Below are 17,380 nucleotides of genomic sequence, written 5' to 3'. Positions count from 1 at the left end.
TCGTGATGAAGGAATCAGATGAAAATTAAAGAAATAAAGCTCTACGGTTTCAAATCTTTTCGTGAGGAAACAAAAGTATTATTGAACACCGGTGTGACTGCGTTCGTCGGTCCTAACGGCAGTGGTAAATCGAACATATTCGATGCGTTACGCTGGGTTTTCGGCGAGCAGAGCATGAAGGCTCTGCGTTGTGAGAGGATCGAGGATTTGATATATGTGTCTGCCGATACCAACGAGGACGCGAACTTCACCGAGGTCGCGGTGACAATAGATAATGAAGATTATTTCCCGCAATTCGGCAGCGAGTTCGAGATCAAGCGGCGTTTCTACAAAACCGGCGAAAGTGAGTTCTTTCTCAATAGGGTCAAATGCCGTCTACAGGATATACAGGCCTTGTTTCTCAATTCAGGTGCCTTGACCTATTCTTTTCTCGAACTGGCAGAGGTTGAGCGGATCGTACACGGTAATACCAAGGAGATGTTCGATGATGTCGCCGGTATCCTTAAATACCAGGAGAGGAAAGAGCAAACCAGGCGCCGTCTTGTGGCCACGGAGCAGGATCTACTGAGGCTTGAGGATATCATCGGCGAGATGCAGCGGGGTTTGAGAGGTTTGAAAAGGCAGGTGCGTCAGGCCCGTTTGTATAACGAATTGAGGGCAGAGTACAAGACTCTTAAGCTCTATATCATGGTCAATGAACTCAAGGAGGCGCTCGGAGACATCAAAACAATTCAGGGCAAAATAGATGCGCAGGAATCTGCCCGGCAGACTTTGCTGCATACAATAAAGCAACTGGAAGAGGAGCGTGAGAAGCTGAAAAAAGAGATCGAGAATGTCGAGAGCGAAAAGAAGGAAAACCTTTCACAAATGTCCCAGTTGATAAACACTATCGACGCTTTGCAGAATCAGATCGATGAGAAAGAGAAAGAGGTCAGGACCAAGACGATTCTCTCCGAAAGAATACTCACCAGCATTAAGGAAAAGGAAGAAGTTGTAAACAACAATCGCAAGCGGTTGACTGAAGCAGAAGAAGAACGCAAGAAGATCGACGCGAGACTCGGTGATGTCCGGTCGGGAATGAGCGGTATACGTGAAAAACTCGATGCCGAGAATGAGGAATACTTTTCTTTGGAGAAATCCTATAGAGAAAGCGAGAAGAAGATTTCGGATGCCGCAAATAGCATCATTGTTGCACAGAGTAATATATCAACACTGAAATATGACAAAGATAACAAAGAAGGCGTGTTATCACGAATGGCCGACGAGCTTTCGCAGCAGAATGATGAACTCGAGAAGTACCGGCACAGCCGGAAGGAGCTCGATCGTGAGTTAGCCATAATCGTTAAACAGCAGGATGAGGCTGATAATGAATTGAAGGTTTTGCACGACAACATGGCCGCATTAGAAAAAACGTTGAATGAAATCGATGATAATTTGAAAGCGCGCAGTGATGCAATTAATGACTGCCGGGTTATGATCGATATGTTCAATCGACGGCTCCACGTTGAAGGCAAGAGGGAAATAGAGCAGAGGTTTGGTGGCAGGGTGGTCGGGATGTTCAAAGACAATATTGAGGTTGCCGAGGGAAAAGAGTCGGTGATAGACCTCTGTCTCGGCGATCTTCTGAGTTTCTATCTGCTCAAGGATTATAGTGTAGACGATCTAATGAACTGCCCGGAAGGACGCTTCGGTTTCATCGATATGAGGTTATCTTCAGAGAAGTCGACCGACCTGGATATGCCGGGGGCAATACCGATAGGCGATTTTGTAGAATTTAGATCGGCGCCGGATTCGCTGGTGCGTTATGTGAAGAATTACTTTTTCGTCGAAGATTACACCAAGGCAGTCGATTTTTCTAAACAATATCCTGAATTTGGTTTTGTAACTGGAAATGGCGTTCTTTTCAGAGGCGGCACGATCGTTGTGGAGAGGGGCGAGGTTGGATATTTCAAAATCACCCAGAGTCTGGAAGAATACAAGGGTAAAATCGAAGCACTTCGCAATGAAGTCCTGTTCATGACCGAAGAGAAAAAACGCATGAACGCTGAGCTTGAGGAGATAAAACAGCATATCGATGATACCCGTAATGCGCTGTTTACGATCAATGTCAGAAAATCAGAATGTTCTTTAAAACTGCAAGATACAACGAAGGAGTTCGGTAAGCGGGAATCAGAACTGGTCAATATAAAAGAGGATCGCGAAACGCTGGTGCGGGAGATCGATTCGATTAGCAGGAATATAGAGGCGGCGGAACGTAATATTGAACAGCTTCAAGCCGAAAAGGCTGACCTGATAAAGGGGAATCTGCAGCTCTTTGAAAGCATGAAGCAGAAGAAAATTCAGATCGACACGGCGGTTTCTGAAATGAATAAAATTGCAACTGAAAAGGCGGTCCTGGAGGGAAAGAATGAAAGTATTGCCAGCTCTATAGCGCAGATCGAGAGTGAAATAAATGCTGCGGAATCTGATATCAACGCATTACGAGAACAGACGCTACCTGTCAATATCAGTGAATTGAATGAAGCTATCAATAACCTGAAAGAAGAGCTCAATCGAAAAAGGCAGGAGAGGTTGACGCAAGAAGCACAATTACCTGACCAGCTACTTGCCGAATACAGCAAAAGACAGGGTCTCGTTTATGACCAATTGGCTCAAAAACAGAAGGACCATGAAATCTTGCAGGATCAGATAATGCAATTGAAATATCAGCTGTTCGAGAAGAACCACCGCCGTGATGATTTGAAGCATAAGGCTGATGAGGAATTCGGCATCGTCCTCGACGACCATGTTCCTGAGGAGGAGATGCCCGATGCCGGAAGCAGGCTCTCGGAAGTAAGGGGGAGAATAGAAAAACTTGGAGAAGTCAATCCCTTGAGCTTGCAGGCTTATGAAGAAGAGAAGAAAAGATTGGACGAATTTCTCGGGCAGAGGGATGATATTATTGCCGCTAAGAAGAATCTCCTGCGGTCGATTGAGGAGTTAGATCAGCGGGCGCGTGATCGCTTCAATGAAGTCTTTGCGCATGTCAGGAAAGAATTCAATTACGTTTTTGCGAATTTCTTTGAGGATGGGCAGGCGGATTTGATATTGACCGATCCGGAAAATCCGCTGGCAAGCAAGGTGGAAATAGTAGTACGCATGATGGGTAGAAAACTGAAGACCATTAACCAGCTATCAGGTGGTCAGAAAACGCTGCTTGCGATCAGTCTTCTCCTGGCGTTCTATTTAGTCAAACCCGCTCCATTCTGCATCCTGGACGAGATCGATGCACCACTCGATGACATCAATGTGGTGAGGTTCAATAAGTTCCTGCGTGATCTCTCGCAGAGAACACAAGTAGTGATCATCACACACAATCGCGCGACAATGGAATATGCGGATTATCTTTACGGGTTGACCATGGAGAAACCGAGGGAAAGCAAGGTGATCTCAGCACGACTTGCGGACCTGGAGAAGATAACCGCGCTGGAAGAATAGCACCGGGGAATATCCACCGTAATACTGATATAAGGTGATGTTCAGCACGTTAGTTGGTAAACTTGCGAAAATAAGGCAAGCGTTCTCGGCTACAAGAGACGCTTCACCAGATGTCATTGAGGATACTTTGATCCAGGCCGATGTTGGCATTCAGTATACATCGGTCATCCTCCAGAGAATACAGAAGAAAAAGGGCGATGCGCTGACGGCGTTGAAGGAAGAAATGATCAGGTTGTTGAGTCTTCCGAAACCTGAGATCGCAGGGTCGCCGCCGTATATCATAATGGTGAGTGGTGTGAATGGTTCAGGCAAGACTACTACCGTAGCGAAATTAGCCAATCTCTACGTTCGGCGAGGATCGGTGCTCATGGCGAGTGGTGATACATATCGGGACGCTGCACACGAGCAGCTCGGAATATGGGCACGGAGGATAGGCGTGGAGATGGTCGGTTCGCAAAAGGGCCAGGATGCGGCTTCGGTCGTTTTTGACGCGGTTGCCAAAGCCAGCTCGAAAAAGATCGACTATGTGATCGTCGATACTGCGGGCAGATTGCATACAAGGACAGATCTGATGGAAGAGTTGAAAAAAATTCTGCGTGTGATCAGAAAATTCAAAGCCGGTGGGCCCGACTATAATCTTCTGACTGTAGACGCGACGCTGGGACAGAATTCAATCCAACAGGCAAGGATCTTTACCGAGGGTATCAGTCTGAATGGTTTGATACTGACAAAATTCGATGGCACGGCAAAGGGCGGTGCGATCATACCTATCTCCAACGAGCTGCATTTACCGGTATTATACCTCGGCATTGGAGAGGGTATTGAGGATATCGTTGAGTTCGAACCCGCGGATTTCGTTCACGCACTTTTCGAATGACGCGCGGGTCAGAATAACGCTCGTGCCTACTTGAAGATTGACACAAGAAAAGCGCCGACGAAAGCGATGGCGATCCCCACAGCCCGGCGTGCTGTTACTGGTTCCTTCAAGAGTAACCCGGCGAATATGAAGATGAATATTGTGCTAGTTTGATTCAGCGCCGAGGCGGTTGATGCCTGCGTGTATTTCATCCCGGCGATCCATAAGACCATTGAAACGTATGCCCCCAGAAGTGAACCGCTCAAAGTGTAGCGCCAGTTACTCGTTCTCATAAGAGATGCCAATATTCGTTTTCTGCCAGAATGTATTAATAATATAATGGCTAACGCAGCCATGCCTCCCAAAAGCCGAATTTCCGCTACCCATACAACCGGATACTTACCGAGTAGCGGTTTCATCAAAACTACGCCGGCGGCCATTGCCGCGGATGCGAGAACACCATAAATAATGGCCAAGAACGGCCGCGCCGGCATGTCGCTCCGTGATGTCTTGTGTACGGTCGTGAACAAGACAGCGAAGATGATGAGTAGCACGCCGAAGAGCTGCAGTTGGGCAAGGCTCTCGTGCAGCCAGATATGTGAAAATGCAATGATGAACGGGCTGTACATGCAGACCACGATCCCTGTCAACCCCGCACCCAGCCTGTTCAGACTCTGGAAAAAGAGCGTGTCGCCAATACCTATGCCTACCGCGCCGCTGAGAAACAAGATAACATATGTCCTGGTCGATGCTTGAAGCCAGAGGGTCTGACCAAAGAGCCAGATCGTCGGTATGAGCAGCACGAGCGCCAGTATATTTTTAAACACGTTGAGGGCGAGGGGATGAACGGTTTCACCGCTCTTTCTGAATAATGTAACCGCCAGCGCCCAGACGACTGCTGTTAACAGGGATAAAGCTTCACCAACAAACGGAAACATCGATTGCATCCGGCATTATATTGTAAAAAATGCCGCAACACAAGTCCTTTTTCACTCCCTTGTTATCGTTCAACGCTTGACCTGTTATGCACCTGCAAATCAAATGGAATGTTCACAAATGTAGCACATCAGCCATGATCAGATGAGGAATGTTATACGATGACGGTCAACATATACAAGATAGAAATTCTGCCTCTGATTCTTGCGGTCTGCAGGTTGACTGAGGGCCGGTTATAGTAGATCGTCAGGTTTTCGTGGCTATATGCATCTCGTCGAAGAGAACGGCCGGGTAGTAACCAGTATATGCCGGATGGAGTTGGTTCTCGATATCTACCACACGCTTCATGACCGAATATAGATTGCCGGCAATCATTGCATCTTTGATCCTGCCAACGATCTCACCCTTCTCGACATAGAGACCGGGTGACGGCCCGATCGAGAAATCTCCGTTTGATATGTTACCGCTGTCAGCTCCCAGCGCCCCGCAGACAACGATGCCCCGGTCAATTTTCTCGACGAGTTGCCAGAATTCAGTATTGCCTGGTTTAATCATGATGTGACTCAGTGCAGGCGCCGGTTTTGTTGAAAGCGTGTCACTGCCCCAGCGTGAGGTCTTGTAGCCGTTACCTGTTGGTTCAGCCTGCAATTTTGCCGCGTAATAAAGGTCATTGTAATAATTCCGGAGCGTTCCTTTGTCAATGATCACCATTTCCCGGGATTCGACACCTTCATCATCAAAGGCCCGGGCACCAGGATATTCGTCGTCGAGTGGATTGTTGATGATGGAGATTTTTTCGTCAAATATCTTGCTTTCAAGGCTGTCGGCAAGCGGTGATTGCTTGTGATAAAGAGACTCGCCACTGGTCGCACTCTGCAAACGCCACGTAAGGGTGTACATGGCCTCCGGCATGAAAAGGATCTTCATGCGGCCATGAGCCTTATCGATCTCTCTCTCACTCTTGCTGTAGAGTTTGACCAGATTGTCCAAGAATGAATACTCTACCTTCTTAAAACTCTTGAATTCCAACGAACGATGTACACTAGTTGCTGAACCAGGGTACATTATCGCAACTGTGATGTAGTAATGAGAACTCTGTGTTTTAAGATCCGTGCCCGCTGAATTCACGATGTGTATCCTGGTTACTGCCGTTCCGGTATCAACATTGACCTGCCCTTCTGTTTTGTTCTTCAGGTAATCATGTATCCGGCTGCATTCATCGGCAAGTATCGTGCTTGTTGTCCGGTCGATAGCAGGATCGTAGCTGTCCAGCGATGATACCTTTTTTGTAAAAGGGAAATCATAGCTCGCATCGACGCCGCCGGCGAGAGCTCGCTTTGCGTTCTGGATCAGGGTTTCTTTATCTTTGATGTTGCGCGTGTAGGCAAAACCCAACTTTTTGTTCTGTATCATTCGTAAGGTGATGCCGGCCTGCATTGCGCTCTTGATATCCTTCAGTATGCCGTCTTCAAATTCGACATCATTCTGTTGGTGTTCCAGAGAATATACTTCGGCCTGGTCGCTCTGTGATTCTGCTTTTTTTATTAATTCTTCCATTTCACGATCCCCCAATGATCAAATTGTTTATCAGCATATGCGGAGTGCCGTGGCAGGAACGAATGTTTTTCTGCCCTTTGCCACAGCCACCAACCTCGCTCAGTTTCAAGTCACCCCCGATTGCCGTAATGCTATTCAGTGTCTGGTAAAGATTGCCGGAGATGTTGATGTCACGCACCATTGCACCTATTTTCCCGTTCTTCACGATATAACCGTACTGGGCACCAAAGGTGAAGTTCTCGCCGCTTGTCTGGCCGCCTTTTGCGTCGAGTAGATAGTAGCCATTGCCTAATTGGGCGAGTAGTTCCTCGAGCGTGTTCTTGCCTGGTTCAATGAAGATCGTGCCCATCCTGATTATTGGGGCGTAACGGTAGTCCTCAGCGACACAATGGCCATTCGCCGGTTCCTCGAAAGCTGCGGCGGTCCTTCGCGAGTGCAATCGGCCGACGAGGACGCCATTCTTGAGCAAAGAAGTCCGGCAGGCAGCAACACCCTCGTCGTCATAGCGGTAATGCCCCAGTTGGCTGAGCATCGTCGGGTCGTCGACGATATTAACTGTTTCATTGCCGAGCTTCGCACCGATCTTCATTCTTTCCCTCACGGAACGATTGTTTTCGATAATGTCGGCTTCTGAGAAGTGACCGAAGGCCTCGTGCGTGAACACGCCGCCCAGACTCTGATTAACGATAGCGTTGTAGCAACCACCCTGCATGGGCTGCGCCTTGAGAAGGTCCACGGCGATGCCGGCGCGTTTTTCGAATTCATCCTCACGGTCCCGAAGAACCGCGAAACCATTGCTTCCGCCAGCCGCCACGCGCACGTTCTGAATGAGTTTCCCGTCACGGCTGGTGATCAGCCCGCTGATACGTGTTGTTATCAATTCTTCCCTTATTTCGCTGCCTTCAGTACTCAGGAAATGTTTATCCCGGTATAGTTCGGCGTATGCAACACTGGTCGTGGTGATTTTATCGGTAGCCAGGATGATATCGTTGTACTTTTTGGTCAGCTGAAGTTTCTCGTCGATTGCGACCTTGCGCGGGTCTTCCTCGAGTTTTGGTGAGTAATAATCTTTGACGACCGGGGTCTTCTTGAAAACCACTGGTTTCTTAGCGGACCTGGACATCAGATGTGCGTTTTCCGACACGGTTGCCAGGGCTTTCTCATGCTGCTCAGGGCTGGTGAAAGAGATAGACGCGTAGCCTCCCTTGTTCAGGATCCGCAAAACATAACCATCTGTCGTATTGTTCCCAATTTCGGTCAACTCTCTGCCATTGAAGGCGATCTTTATTACATTCTTGACTTCATGACGTATGTCGGCGTACTCGGCATCGACTTTCGTCAGTATTGATTTCAGTTTTTCAAACATATATTCTCCCGTTTGCTATTCGCCAAACTGCTGAGCATTTTCAATGATTTCTCCGAACCTGCTTTTTATCGTCCAGTTGAGATAAACCGGCTGGAGATCAGGTGATAATCCGAATCTGCTGATCTTCTCTCCACCATCATATACCGTGTCGACCGTAAAAGCATAGATCCCGGTCAGTGTGCGGATCACCTCATTGGTGTGGGGTAGAGCCGTAAACGCTGCTCTGGCCAGGACATCGGCAGCAAACGGATAAAGAATGGTATCGTTCAGATAAGCGCTCATTTCGCTCGCCCTCTGAATCAACGAAAGCGAATCTCCGTCGCTCCACGGTATGAAACTGTAACTGATCGATCTTGTGGGTGGTCGGATCAATTCATCGCCCAACGGGAAGATCTTACTGTTCAGGTATTCGAACGCGGCAACGTCGTTAAAGACGAGGTGGAGGAACTGATCCCTTCCGATACCCATTCGACCGAGGTCGCGGTCAGGGTTCATGGAAAGAGATAGGAGGAACGCAGCGAAATAGAGGGCTCTGTTCCAGGTGTAGGAATTGGTGCCCCCGGTGACGAGGACGGCGGGTGGTTCATCTTCGTAAGCATCAGGCACCGGGTCGTTTCTTGAACTTTGATTCAGCAGATTTTCGTTCACTTCAGAGACGGAACCGGTTTGGCCGGCAAGGAGATCGACCGTTGTGTCAATGGCGGCAAAATCGAAATAACAAACTCCACGGCCACCTGCCTCTATCACTATCTGCTCCTGCATCTGTGATATATATGCCATGCCAGGCCACAGGAACCCGATGCCAATGAGGGCGTCGGGACGGTGGAAGAGAGCATAGTCAACATAATCACGGAACAGCGAGGTGTCAGGTGTGTATGACATTATCACGGGCATGAACATTTCGGCTGGCCATTCGGCCCAGTTTTGCGCGAATGAATACTTATAGAGGGCCGGATTGGCAAAGGCCGCTGCTGATAGGCGACAATCCTCATTGATCGCTTTTTCCTTCAGTGCATTATTTATGCCGCTGACGATCCGTGCTATCGTGTATTGACGGCCTTGCGTAAGGCGCCAGGCGTTCCAGAACTGCCAGCGTTGATACAACCTCATGCGTCCATATTGTACTAGGTTACACCACGATGCAGTCTCCGCCTCGATACCAGCGAGCACTGCCGTTTCGTCGATGGCGGGCAACCCCCATAGCACACCAGGGTATCTGATGAAATCAAGATGAATACCATCAACCGGATAACGCGATGCAATCTCTGTACATACACTTTGAACAAACGTGACAACCTGCGGGTTTTCAGGGTCGAGGTACAGGCCTTCCAGGCGTAGATTCTTCCATTTGCGGTAAGGATAATCAGCCATGGAGCGATTATTGACATCGCGAATGAGCCATTCCGGGTGTTGGTAAAGCACATGGCTGAGTGAATCCGGTGGTTCGGACAACGACCAGTACAAAAGCGTATTCACCCATGCGTGAACCCGTATGTGCGTGCTCGCGCACGCCCTGATCAGCGAATCGAGCGGGTCATAATCCGGATCTGATATTTTCGAAAGATATTGGCTGCGCGGGAGTAAGTCCGAATTATAATATGCATAGCCGCCTACGACCACTTGTACAAAGATGTCGGTGATCTTCATTTGTCCTGCGATCTGCATGATACGAGATATCGAGTCGGGCGACGCGGTCGAGGCGGCCCGTACCCACATGCCCCTCCGGAATTCATGTTGTGGTTTCTGCGTGGTAAAGACAGGTTCTCTCTCCATAGCCGCGTGGCGTGTGCAGGTTACACAAATCAAAAGAGTACAGAGTAACGACAACGCTCTCACGGGTGCGTTCATGATAGAGGGATGTAGTTAACTAATGTGCCGGGGATATCCCATGACCGAATGAGCACCGGGCCGCTACTTGGATTTTTTCTTTGTTTTCTTTGTTTTTGTTGATTTTCTGGGTTTTATATTCTTTTCTTCTTTCTTTTCCTCTGGTTTGGTTTTTGATTTTTTTTCTTTGACCTTCTTTTCCTTTGGTTTCTTCTCTTTCTTGGTCTCAGCCAATTGTCGTCTTTCGATCAATTTTCTTCTTTGCGAAATCACGGCTGCATCGCTTTGTTCTACAAGTTCCAACAGCGCCATTTCCGCGCCATCGCCGAGGCGTGGCCCTATCCGGTATATCCTCGTATAACCACCGGCGCGCTCAGTGAACTTGGGTCCGATTTCCTCGCAGATTATTTTTACGAGCTTGTGGTCCGGAATATAGCGGTAGATATGCCTTTTTGCCGAAAGATCGTTTCTCTTGGCGAATTCGATGAGGCGCTCGGCCACCTGCCTCGTTGCTTTTGCTTTGGGCAGTGTCGTCTTTATCTTCTCGAAGATAAACAATGAGCGGCAGAGATTCTTCATAAGCGCACGGCGGTGCTCCCTTGTCCTGCCGAGCTTCTTTACGCGGTTTCCGTGTCTCATGGTGTTATATGTCCTCTTTCAGATATTTGTTGACATCCATCTCCAGGTGGAGTCCGACTTTGGCGAGGTTCTTCTCTAATTCTTTAAGCGACTTTCGCCCGAAATTCTCGTAGCTCAGCAATTCCTTGCTGCTTTTCTTGACCAATTCACCTATTGTCTTGATGTCTTTTTCTTTGAGGCAGTTGGAGGCTCTTACTGATATTTCGAGCTCGTCGATGCTGCGTTTCAGAATTTCTCTGATCCTCCGGTGCTCGGCATCGAGCTGTTCCTTGGAAGAGAATTGCGGTTCCACACCGAGACTTGTAAAGAAAGAGAGATGGTGTTTCATGAGCCCCGATGCTTCCACCAACGCTTCGACCGGAGTAATCGTGCCATCGGTCTTCACATCGAGAATCAAATGGTCGTAGTCTGTTCTGGTACCCACTCGTGTTGTAGTGACGTCGAAGTTGACGGCGAGCACGGGTGAGAAGATGGCGTCGAGAAAGATAGTACCAACCGGTACTTCGCCATGCTTGAGCATTTCGGATGGTGCGTAGCCGCGACCGGCCTCCACAAACATTTCCAACGTGAAATTGACTTTGGTATCCGTGACGGTCAGGATCTTCTGATCAGGATTGGCGATGATCACGTTTGGATTCTTTTCTATGTTTTCAGCCAGATACTCTTTCCTTGCTTTGACCTTCAGGTAGAGATTGCTTGGTTCATCAGAAAGTAGTTTGACCCGTACCTTCTTGAGGTTCAGGATAATCTGTATGACATCTTCATAGACGCCTGGGATGGCAGAGAATTCCTGGAGAATATCTTCGATTCTTATCCGGGTAATAGCTGCTCCTTGTATCGATGACATGAGCACTCTGCGTAGCGAATTTCCTAGAGTAACGCCAAAGCCACGCTCAAGCGGTGAGAGCATGAAACGGCCAAAAATGTCGTTGGTCGCTTCCTTGTCGATTTCGACACTTTTCGGCATGACCAGCGGTTTTAGTGTCATAGTTCCCCTCTACTTTGAATAGAATTCAATGATTAAACTTTCCTGGATCGGCAAGGTTATGTCGTCGCGTTTGGGATATCTCAGCACTGTACCGGTGAATGTATCTCTGTCGATCTTCAGCCAGCCGACGATCCTTTCAAGATCACGCTCCTCGAGTGATTTGAGCACCTCGGGATTCTTTTTCTGTTTGTCGACCAGTTTGATTTCTTGCCCGGTTTTAACGACATACGAAGGAATATCTACTTTCTTCCCGTTGACCATTATATGTCCATGCCTGACAAGTTGGCGTGCCTGGGTGCGTGAAGCAGCAATACCCAGTTGGTAGACCACATTATCTAAACGCCTTTCCAGCAATGACAGCAGGTTCTCACCGGTGTTTCCGGAAATTCTTGCCGCCATGGCGAATGTTTTTCGGAACTGCTGTTCAAGTATACCGTAGACCGCCTTGACCTTCTGCTTCTCGCGAAGTTGCGTTGCATACGAAGTGAGTTTCCTCCTTCCCACGCGTCCGTGTGTACCTGGAGGATAACCCCTGCGTGTGAAAGCACACTTGTCGGTGTAGCAACGGCTGCCTCGTAGAAAGAGTTTTTCACCCTCGCGCCGGCATATCTTACATTTCGGACCAATGTAGCGTGCCATCATATCCTCCTTCTGCGCGGTGGTTTACAGCCGTTATGCGGAAGTGGAGTCACGTCCTTTATGGCGGTTATCGTTAAGCCAACCGTTTGCAGGGTTCGGATTGCGGCCTCCCGGCCGGGTCCTGGGCCCTTGATGCGCACTTCAACCTTCCTCACGCCTAATGCCTGGGCTTCCCGAGCCGCGGCGTCAGCACACTTTGCGGCGGCGTAGGCGGTACCCTTTTTGGTACCCTTGAATCCGATTCGCCCCGCCGAGGACCAGCAAAGCACGTTGCCTTTAGTGTCAGTAATTGACACAATTGTATTGTTAAATGTAGCGAAGATGCTAGCAATGCCGGTTGACTCAGCTCGCGTGCCTTTCTTGCGTCTCGGTGTTCTGATTGGCTTTTTCACTTACGTTCTCCTCGTGGTCCCCTGTAAACAGAAACGGTCTTCTTTCTCCCTTTTCGCGTACGAGCATTTGTCCTTGTCCGTTGTCCACGTGCAGGTAATCCAACCTTGTGTCTTGTTCCGCGGTAGCAGCCGATGTCAATCAATCGTTTAATGTCAGCCGCTATTTCGGCGCGCAATGCACCTTCCACCCGGTATTCGGCTTCGAGCAATTTTCTTATTTTTGTCACCTCGTCGTCGGTCAGGTCCTTGATGCGTTTAGTGCGATCAATGCCAATTTGACCGACGATTCTTTGAGCTGTGCTCAGACCTATTCCAAAAATCGCAGTCAACCCGTATTCCACCTTTTTGTTCGGCGGCAGGTCAACACCAGCAATTCTTGCCATAAACCTCCTTAGAATAACAGCGGTTAGCAGTCGGGAGTAGATGGTCAGTGAATCTCATGCGGTGATATTTCTCTGCATCTCAAATCTTACCCCGGCGCCTGCCATCATCCCTGACGTTGTTTGTGTCGGGGATTCCTGCAAATTATCATCACGACACCTTTTCTCTTTATGACTCGACAAGATGCGCATCTTTTCTTGATTGATGCCTTAACCTTCAATATTCCTCCTACAAACTCTTATTATAACCATTTTGCCCAAAAAATCAACCCTTTTTGTAATCATTTATAACGCCAGACGATTCTGCCGCGAGACAGGTCGTATGGGGTCAGTTCAAGCAGCACGCGGTCACCGGGCAGAATCTTGATGTAGCTCATCCTCATTTTGCCTGATACGTGGGCGAGGACTTTGTGTCCGTTGTCCAATTCAACGCGAAACATGGCATTGGGCAGTGTCTCGATTATTGTGCCTTCGGTTTGAATCAGGTCTTTTCGTGCCATTTCTTAGTTCTCCACGATTTTGGTCAGGTTCAGATTGCCGTCTTCGAGTATCAGGATCGTGTCTTCATAGTGACATGAAAGTGAATTGTCGCGGGTCATTATGGTCCAGCGGTTCGGTGCAGTGAAAACGTCATGTTTTCCCATATTAACCATCGGCTCTATGGCAAGGGCCATGCCTGGTTTGATAAAGAACTCAGGGCCGCTGTTTACGAAGTTGGGGATGGCCGGTTCTTCGTGAAGATTCTTGCCAATCCCATGACCGGTAAGTTCGCGCACTACGCTGTAGCCCTTTTCTTCGACGGTAGTCTGAATGGCGCGTGAAATATCCGAAATCTTGTTTTCGGGTTTTGCGGCAGCTATACCATTTCTCAGAGCCTGCTTCGTGACCTCCAGCATTTGCTGGACTTCAGGCGATATACTGCCGGCCGGAAAAGTGCGGGCGGCATCGGCAATGTACCCGTGGTAATTGACACCAACGTCGATCTTGACAATATCACCGTCTTCGATTCTCCGGCTGTCAGGAATTCCGTGCACGACTTCGTTGTTCAGAGAAATACAACAGCTCTTTGGAAAGCCACGGTAATTGAGAAAAGCCGGTGAAGCATCGTTCTCCCTGATGAGGGTGTCGATCCGGTCATTGAGATTCAGAGTTTTCATTCGCCTTAGATCCATTTTGTCGATCCGTTTGAATATTTCATCAATGATGCGACCGGCGGCCCTGATGCTTTCAATTGCTTGTGCATTTGCTATTGAGATAGGCATTGACTATTTCAGTTATTCTGTTTAACACTTCATCCTGATTTCCCCGGGCGTCGATCTGTTTGTAGACATTGAGTAATTTATAATAATTCACCAGTGGGCGTGTTTCATCTTCGTAAATCTTCAGTCTTTTCTTAATAACCTCTGCCGTGTCATCTTCTCTCGTTACCAGTTTCACACCGTCGTCATCGCATACCCCATCCTTCTTTGGAGGGTTTGTAATCAAGTTATATATTCGTTCGCACCTCGGACAATACCTCCGGTTCATCAGTCGCTTCACGAGTTCATCTTCTTCAAGATGCATTTCGAATGCGATACTGATTCCCTGTTCCATTTGAGCCAGGCTTCTCTCCAGGCTGTGTGCCTGATTTAGATTCCTTGGAAATCCGTCGAAGAGTAGGTCTCTATCCTTGTTTTCGATAAGGATATTATCGATGATCTCAAGCATGATATCATCGGGGACCAGATGGCCTTTCCTGAGGAACTGCTCGACTTTTCTGCCGATGGGGCTGCTCAGTGATATTTCCTCACGCAACAGATCTCCGGTGGAGAGCCTGACTAGATTGAACTTCTCCGCGAGCGCCTGCGCCTGGGTTCCTTTGCCGACACCTGGAGGACCGAACAGGATGATTCTCATCGTCTGCCCCGGATTTTGCCGCGTTTCATGAATCCTTCATAGTGGTACATCATCAACTGCGATTCGATCTGCTGTAACGTATCCAGGGCAACGCCGACGATAATCAACAGCGTCGTTCCGCCAAAGTAGAAAGGTACGTTGAGAAAGTTTATCAAATACCATGGTACCAGCGCGATGAAACCAAGAAACAACGCACCCGGCAAGGTTATTTTCGATAGAACACTATCGACGTAATACGCCGTTTTCGGACCGGGACGTATACCCGGAATGAATCCGCCGTACCTCTTCATGTTGTCAGATAGTTCAACAGGATTAAAGACAACCGAAGTATAGAAGTATGTAAAGAAAACGATCAGCGAAAAGAATACAATATCATACAGGAAATATCCTGGTCTGAAGACTTCGGTGAGCCCTTTAAATGCAGGGACGTAGGCGGCAACCGTACCCGGGAATACCACGAGTGCTTGCGCAAAAATGATCGGTATTACACCCGCTGTGTTAACCCTCAAAGGCAAAAACGTCGACTGCCCACCGTACATTTTGCGGCCGACGATCCGCTTTGGATACTGAACCGGGATGCGGCGTGTGGCCTGGGTCATGATGACCACCGCGGCTACGATCAGGACCATGATCAGAATAACCAGGATAAGGTTTATGATGGAAAGGCCTTCGGTCATGACGAGTTGTACGGTCCGCAGGAAGTAGCCTGGGTATTCTTCGAGGCATCCGATGAAGATGAGAAAAGAGATGCCGTTACCGATTCCTTTTTCAGTGATCTGCTCGCCGATCCACATGGCGAAGATTGCACCACACGTCAGCGTCAGCATGGCGGTAAGTCTGAATCCCCAGCCCGGGTCGAAGACAATCGGTATGACTCCGGTCGGGCCCGAGAACTTCTGGCTCTCCAGGAATATGGATATGCTGATCGCTTGAAAAGCAGCTAGACCTACCGTGAGATATCTTGTATATTGCGTTATTTTTCTGCGGCCCGCCTGGTCACGCTGTAGCCTTTCTATTTGTGGAAAAACAGAACCCAGCAGCTGGAATATGATCGATGCGGAGATATAAGGCATGACCCCCAAAAACAGTATTGCCGCACGCGACAGCGCTCCCCCGACGAAGATATCGTACATGCCGAAGATCGACCCTTGCTGCTTCAGCTGCTGCATCAACATACCAAGTGCCTGGGCATTTATTCCAGGCAGCGGCAGGTGGGCTCCAAGTCTGTATACGGCGACCGCAAACAGGGTGAAGAGAAGTTTTTTCTTTAGCTCGGGTACTTTGAAAATATTACCGAATGTTGAAATCATGATATCTGCTCTACGTTGCCCTTAGCTTTTAAGATCTTTTCACGTGCCGATTTTGAGAATTTATGAGCCTTGACCGTGAGTGGGGCAGAAAGTTCTCCATCGCCGAGTACCTTTAACTTGTGTTTGCCTTTTACTATGCCCTTTTCTTTGAGGAATTCCGGTGTGATCTCAGTATTGGGTTCAAACTTGCTCAACACATCTAGATTCACTATCTCATATTCCGCTTTGAATATATTCGTAAAACCGCGCTTTGGTATTCTCCTTGCCAGAGGCATCTGCCCACCCTCGAACCCGAGTTTGTTGCGAAATCCGGAACGCGCTTTGTGCCCCTTGTGTCCGCGCGTGGAAGTTTTCCCGTGTCCGGAACCTGGACCGCGACCGATTCTTTTCGGTTTCTTCGTAGCTCCCTTTGCCGGGCCGATTTCATTCAGTTTCATGTTTGACTTCCTCTACTTCCACCATGTAAGACACTTGATTTACCATACCGCGTATTGCCTTGTTATCCGGGAATATTCTTGTTTTGCCGATCGTCGTCAAGCCAAGGGCCTTCAATGTCAATTTGTGTTTTTTCTGTTTGTCAATCAGGCTTTTCTTCAATGTTATTTTCAACTTTTTCATGCTTTTTCCTCATGAAATACTCGATTGGTTTATTACGCATATCTGCCACTTCGGCAACAGAACGTATGGATTTCAGTCCGTTTATGGTGGCACGAGCGAGATTCGTCGGGTTGTGTGAACCCAGGGACTTGGTGAGAATGTTTTTGATGCCCGCGGCATCACAGACGGCGCGAACCGCGCTCGAGGCGATGATACCCGTACCGGTGAGCGCAGGTTTGAGCATGACATGACTGGCGCAGAACTTCCCGGTTACCGTATGCAAGATAGTACCCTCTGTGACATCGACTTTCATCATATTCTTCTTAGCGCTTTCGGTTGCCTTTCTGATCGCTGGAGCTACTTCAGATGATTTTGCATGGCCGACACCAACGCTTCCAGTTCCGTCACCCACGACGACGCATGCGTAGAGCTTTAATCTCTTTCCTCCTTTTACTACCTTGGAGACTCTCTTCAATTCGATAAGTTTCTCAATGAATGGCGAAGTCTCTAACACCAAACC

19 protein-coding genes are annotated in these 17,380 nt (G+C 48.5%); 2 read left to right on the top strand and 17 right to left on the bottom strand.

Annotated features, from left to right (window positions below):
• The first annotated feature begins 18 nt into the window (after positions 1–18).
• Together smc and ftsY are read left to right on the top strand one after the other, a co-directional pair.
• Positions 19–3,477 (top strand): chromosome segregation protein SMC, encoded by a 3,459-nt coding sequence (smc, locus tag OEV79_02310; protein MDH4210265.1) that lies wholly within the window; start codon positions 19–21, stop codon positions 3,475–3,477.
• Between the two features lie 37 nt (positions 3,478–3,514).
• Complete coding sequence (gene ftsY / locus OEV79_02305) at positions 3,515–4,354, top strand: signal recognition particle-docking protein FtsY (GenBank protein MDH4210264.1); 840 nt, start codon at positions 3,515–3,517, stop codon at positions 4,352–4,354.
• 26 nt (positions 4,355–4,380) lie between these two features.
• On the opposite strand, the gene OEV79_02300 is transcribed toward ftsY, so the two are convergent.
• The 17 genes from OEV79_02300 to rpsE form a co-directional block, all read right to left on the bottom strand.
• A complete protein-coding gene (locus OEV79_02300; GenBank protein ID MDH4210263.1) occupies positions 4,381–5,271 on the bottom strand; it encodes a DMT family transporter in 891 nt (296 codons plus the stop codon).
• Between the two features lie 244 nt (positions 5,272–5,515).
• Positions 5,516–6,826 carry a TldD/PmbA family protein gene (locus tag OEV79_02295; GenBank protein MDH4210262.1) on the bottom strand — a complete coding sequence of 437 codons (1,311 nt, stop codon included), beginning with the start codon at positions 6,824–6,826 and terminating at the stop codon, positions 5,516–5,518.
• A gap of 1 nt (position 6,827) precedes the next feature.
• Entirely contained in the window at positions 6,828–8,192 is a 1,365-nt protein-coding gene (locus tag OEV79_02290) for a TldD/PmbA family protein (GenBank protein MDH4210261.1), read from the bottom strand.
• 15 nt (positions 8,193–8,207) lie between these two features.
• Entirely contained in the window at positions 8,208–9,965 is a 1,758-nt protein-coding gene (locus OEV79_02285; protein MDH4210260.1) for a family 10 glycosylhydrolase, read from the bottom strand.
• 138 nt (positions 9,966–10,103) lie between these two features.
• The gene (gene rplQ / locus OEV79_02280; protein ID MDH4210259.1) at positions 10,104–10,658 is read right to left on the bottom strand and encodes a 50S ribosomal protein L17; all 555 of its coding nucleotides are present in this window, start codon (positions 10,656–10,658) and stop codon (positions 10,104–10,106) included.
• Positions 10,659–10,662: 4 nt separating this feature from the next.
• The gene (locus OEV79_02275; GenBank protein MDH4210258.1) at positions 10,663–11,646 is read right to left on the bottom strand and encodes a DNA-directed RNA polymerase subunit alpha; all 984 of its coding nucleotides are present in this window, start codon (positions 11,644–11,646) and stop codon (positions 10,663–10,665) included.
• Positions 11,647–11,655: 9 nt separating this feature from the next.
• The gene (rpsD, locus tag OEV79_02270) at positions 11,656–12,285 is read right to left on the bottom strand and encodes a 30S ribosomal protein S4 (GenBank protein ID MDH4210257.1); all 630 of its coding nucleotides are present in this window, start codon (positions 12,283–12,285) and stop codon (positions 11,656–11,658) included.
• Positions 12,285–12,677, bottom strand: a complete 393-nt coding sequence (gene rpsK, locus OEV79_02265) for a 30S ribosomal protein S11 (GenBank protein MDH4210256.1) — start codon at positions 12,675–12,677, stop codon at positions 12,285–12,287. Before rpsK ends, rpsD begins: the two co-directional genes overlap by 1 nt.
• Entirely contained in the window at positions 12,674–13,060 is a 387-nt protein-coding gene (gene rpsM, locus OEV79_02260) for a 30S ribosomal protein S13 (protein MDH4210255.1), read from the bottom strand. Before rpsM ends, rpsK begins: the two co-directional genes overlap by 4 nt.
• A gap of 104 nt (positions 13,061–13,164) precedes the next feature.
• The gene (rpmJ, locus tag OEV79_02255) at positions 13,165–13,278 is read right to left on the bottom strand and encodes a 50S ribosomal protein L36 (protein ID MDH4210254.1); all 114 of its coding nucleotides are present in this window, start codon (positions 13,276–13,278) and stop codon (positions 13,165–13,167) included.
• Between the two features lie 60 nt (positions 13,279–13,338).
• The gene (gene infA / locus OEV79_02250; GenBank protein ID MDH4210253.1) at positions 13,339–13,557 is read right to left on the bottom strand and encodes a translation initiation factor IF-1; all 219 of its coding nucleotides are present in this window, start codon (positions 13,555–13,557) and stop codon (positions 13,339–13,341) included.
• A 3-nt stretch (positions 13,558–13,560) separates the two neighbouring features.
• Positions 13,561–14,319 carry a type I methionyl aminopeptidase gene (map, locus tag OEV79_02245; GenBank protein ID MDH4210252.1) on the bottom strand — a complete coding sequence of 253 codons (759 nt, stop codon included), beginning with the start codon at positions 14,317–14,319 and terminating at the stop codon, positions 13,561–13,563.
• Complete coding sequence (locus OEV79_02240) at positions 14,285–14,953, bottom strand: adenylate kinase (GenBank protein ID MDH4210251.1); 669 nt, start codon at positions 14,951–14,953, stop codon at positions 14,285–14,287. Before OEV79_02240 ends, map begins: the two co-directional genes overlap by 35 nt.
• On the bottom strand, positions 14,950–16,263 hold the full coding sequence (secY, locus tag OEV79_02235) for a preprotein translocase subunit SecY (protein MDH4210250.1): 1,314 nt from the start codon (positions 16,261–16,263) through the stop codon (positions 14,950–14,952). Before secY ends, OEV79_02240 begins: the two co-directional genes overlap by 4 nt.
• Complete coding sequence (gene rplO, locus OEV79_02230) at positions 16,260–16,700, bottom strand: 50S ribosomal protein L15 (GenBank protein ID MDH4210249.1); 441 nt, start codon at positions 16,698–16,700, stop codon at positions 16,260–16,262. Before rplO ends, secY begins: the two co-directional genes overlap by 4 nt.
• Complete coding sequence (gene rpmD, locus OEV79_02225) at positions 16,687–16,881, bottom strand: 50S ribosomal protein L30 (protein ID MDH4210248.1); 195 nt, start codon at positions 16,879–16,881, stop codon at positions 16,687–16,689. The genes rplO and rpmD overlap by 14 nt, the downstream gene beginning before the upstream one ends.
• On the bottom strand, positions 16,841–17,374 hold the full coding sequence (gene rpsE, locus OEV79_02220) for a 30S ribosomal protein S5 (protein ID MDH4210247.1): 534 nt from the start codon (positions 17,372–17,374) through the stop codon (positions 16,841–16,843). The genes rpmD and rpsE overlap by 41 nt, the downstream gene beginning before the upstream one ends.
• Positions 17,375–17,380 lie beyond the last annotated feature (6 nt).

Source organism: candidate division WOR-3 bacterium, assembly GCA_029858255.1.
In the GTDB taxonomy this organism is placed as follows: Bacteria; Hydrothermota; Tepidihabitantia; order SM23-42; family SM23-42; genus SM23-42.
Note: the sequence above shows the minus strand (reverse complement) of the source record. Positions and strands in the feature narration are given on the sequence as shown.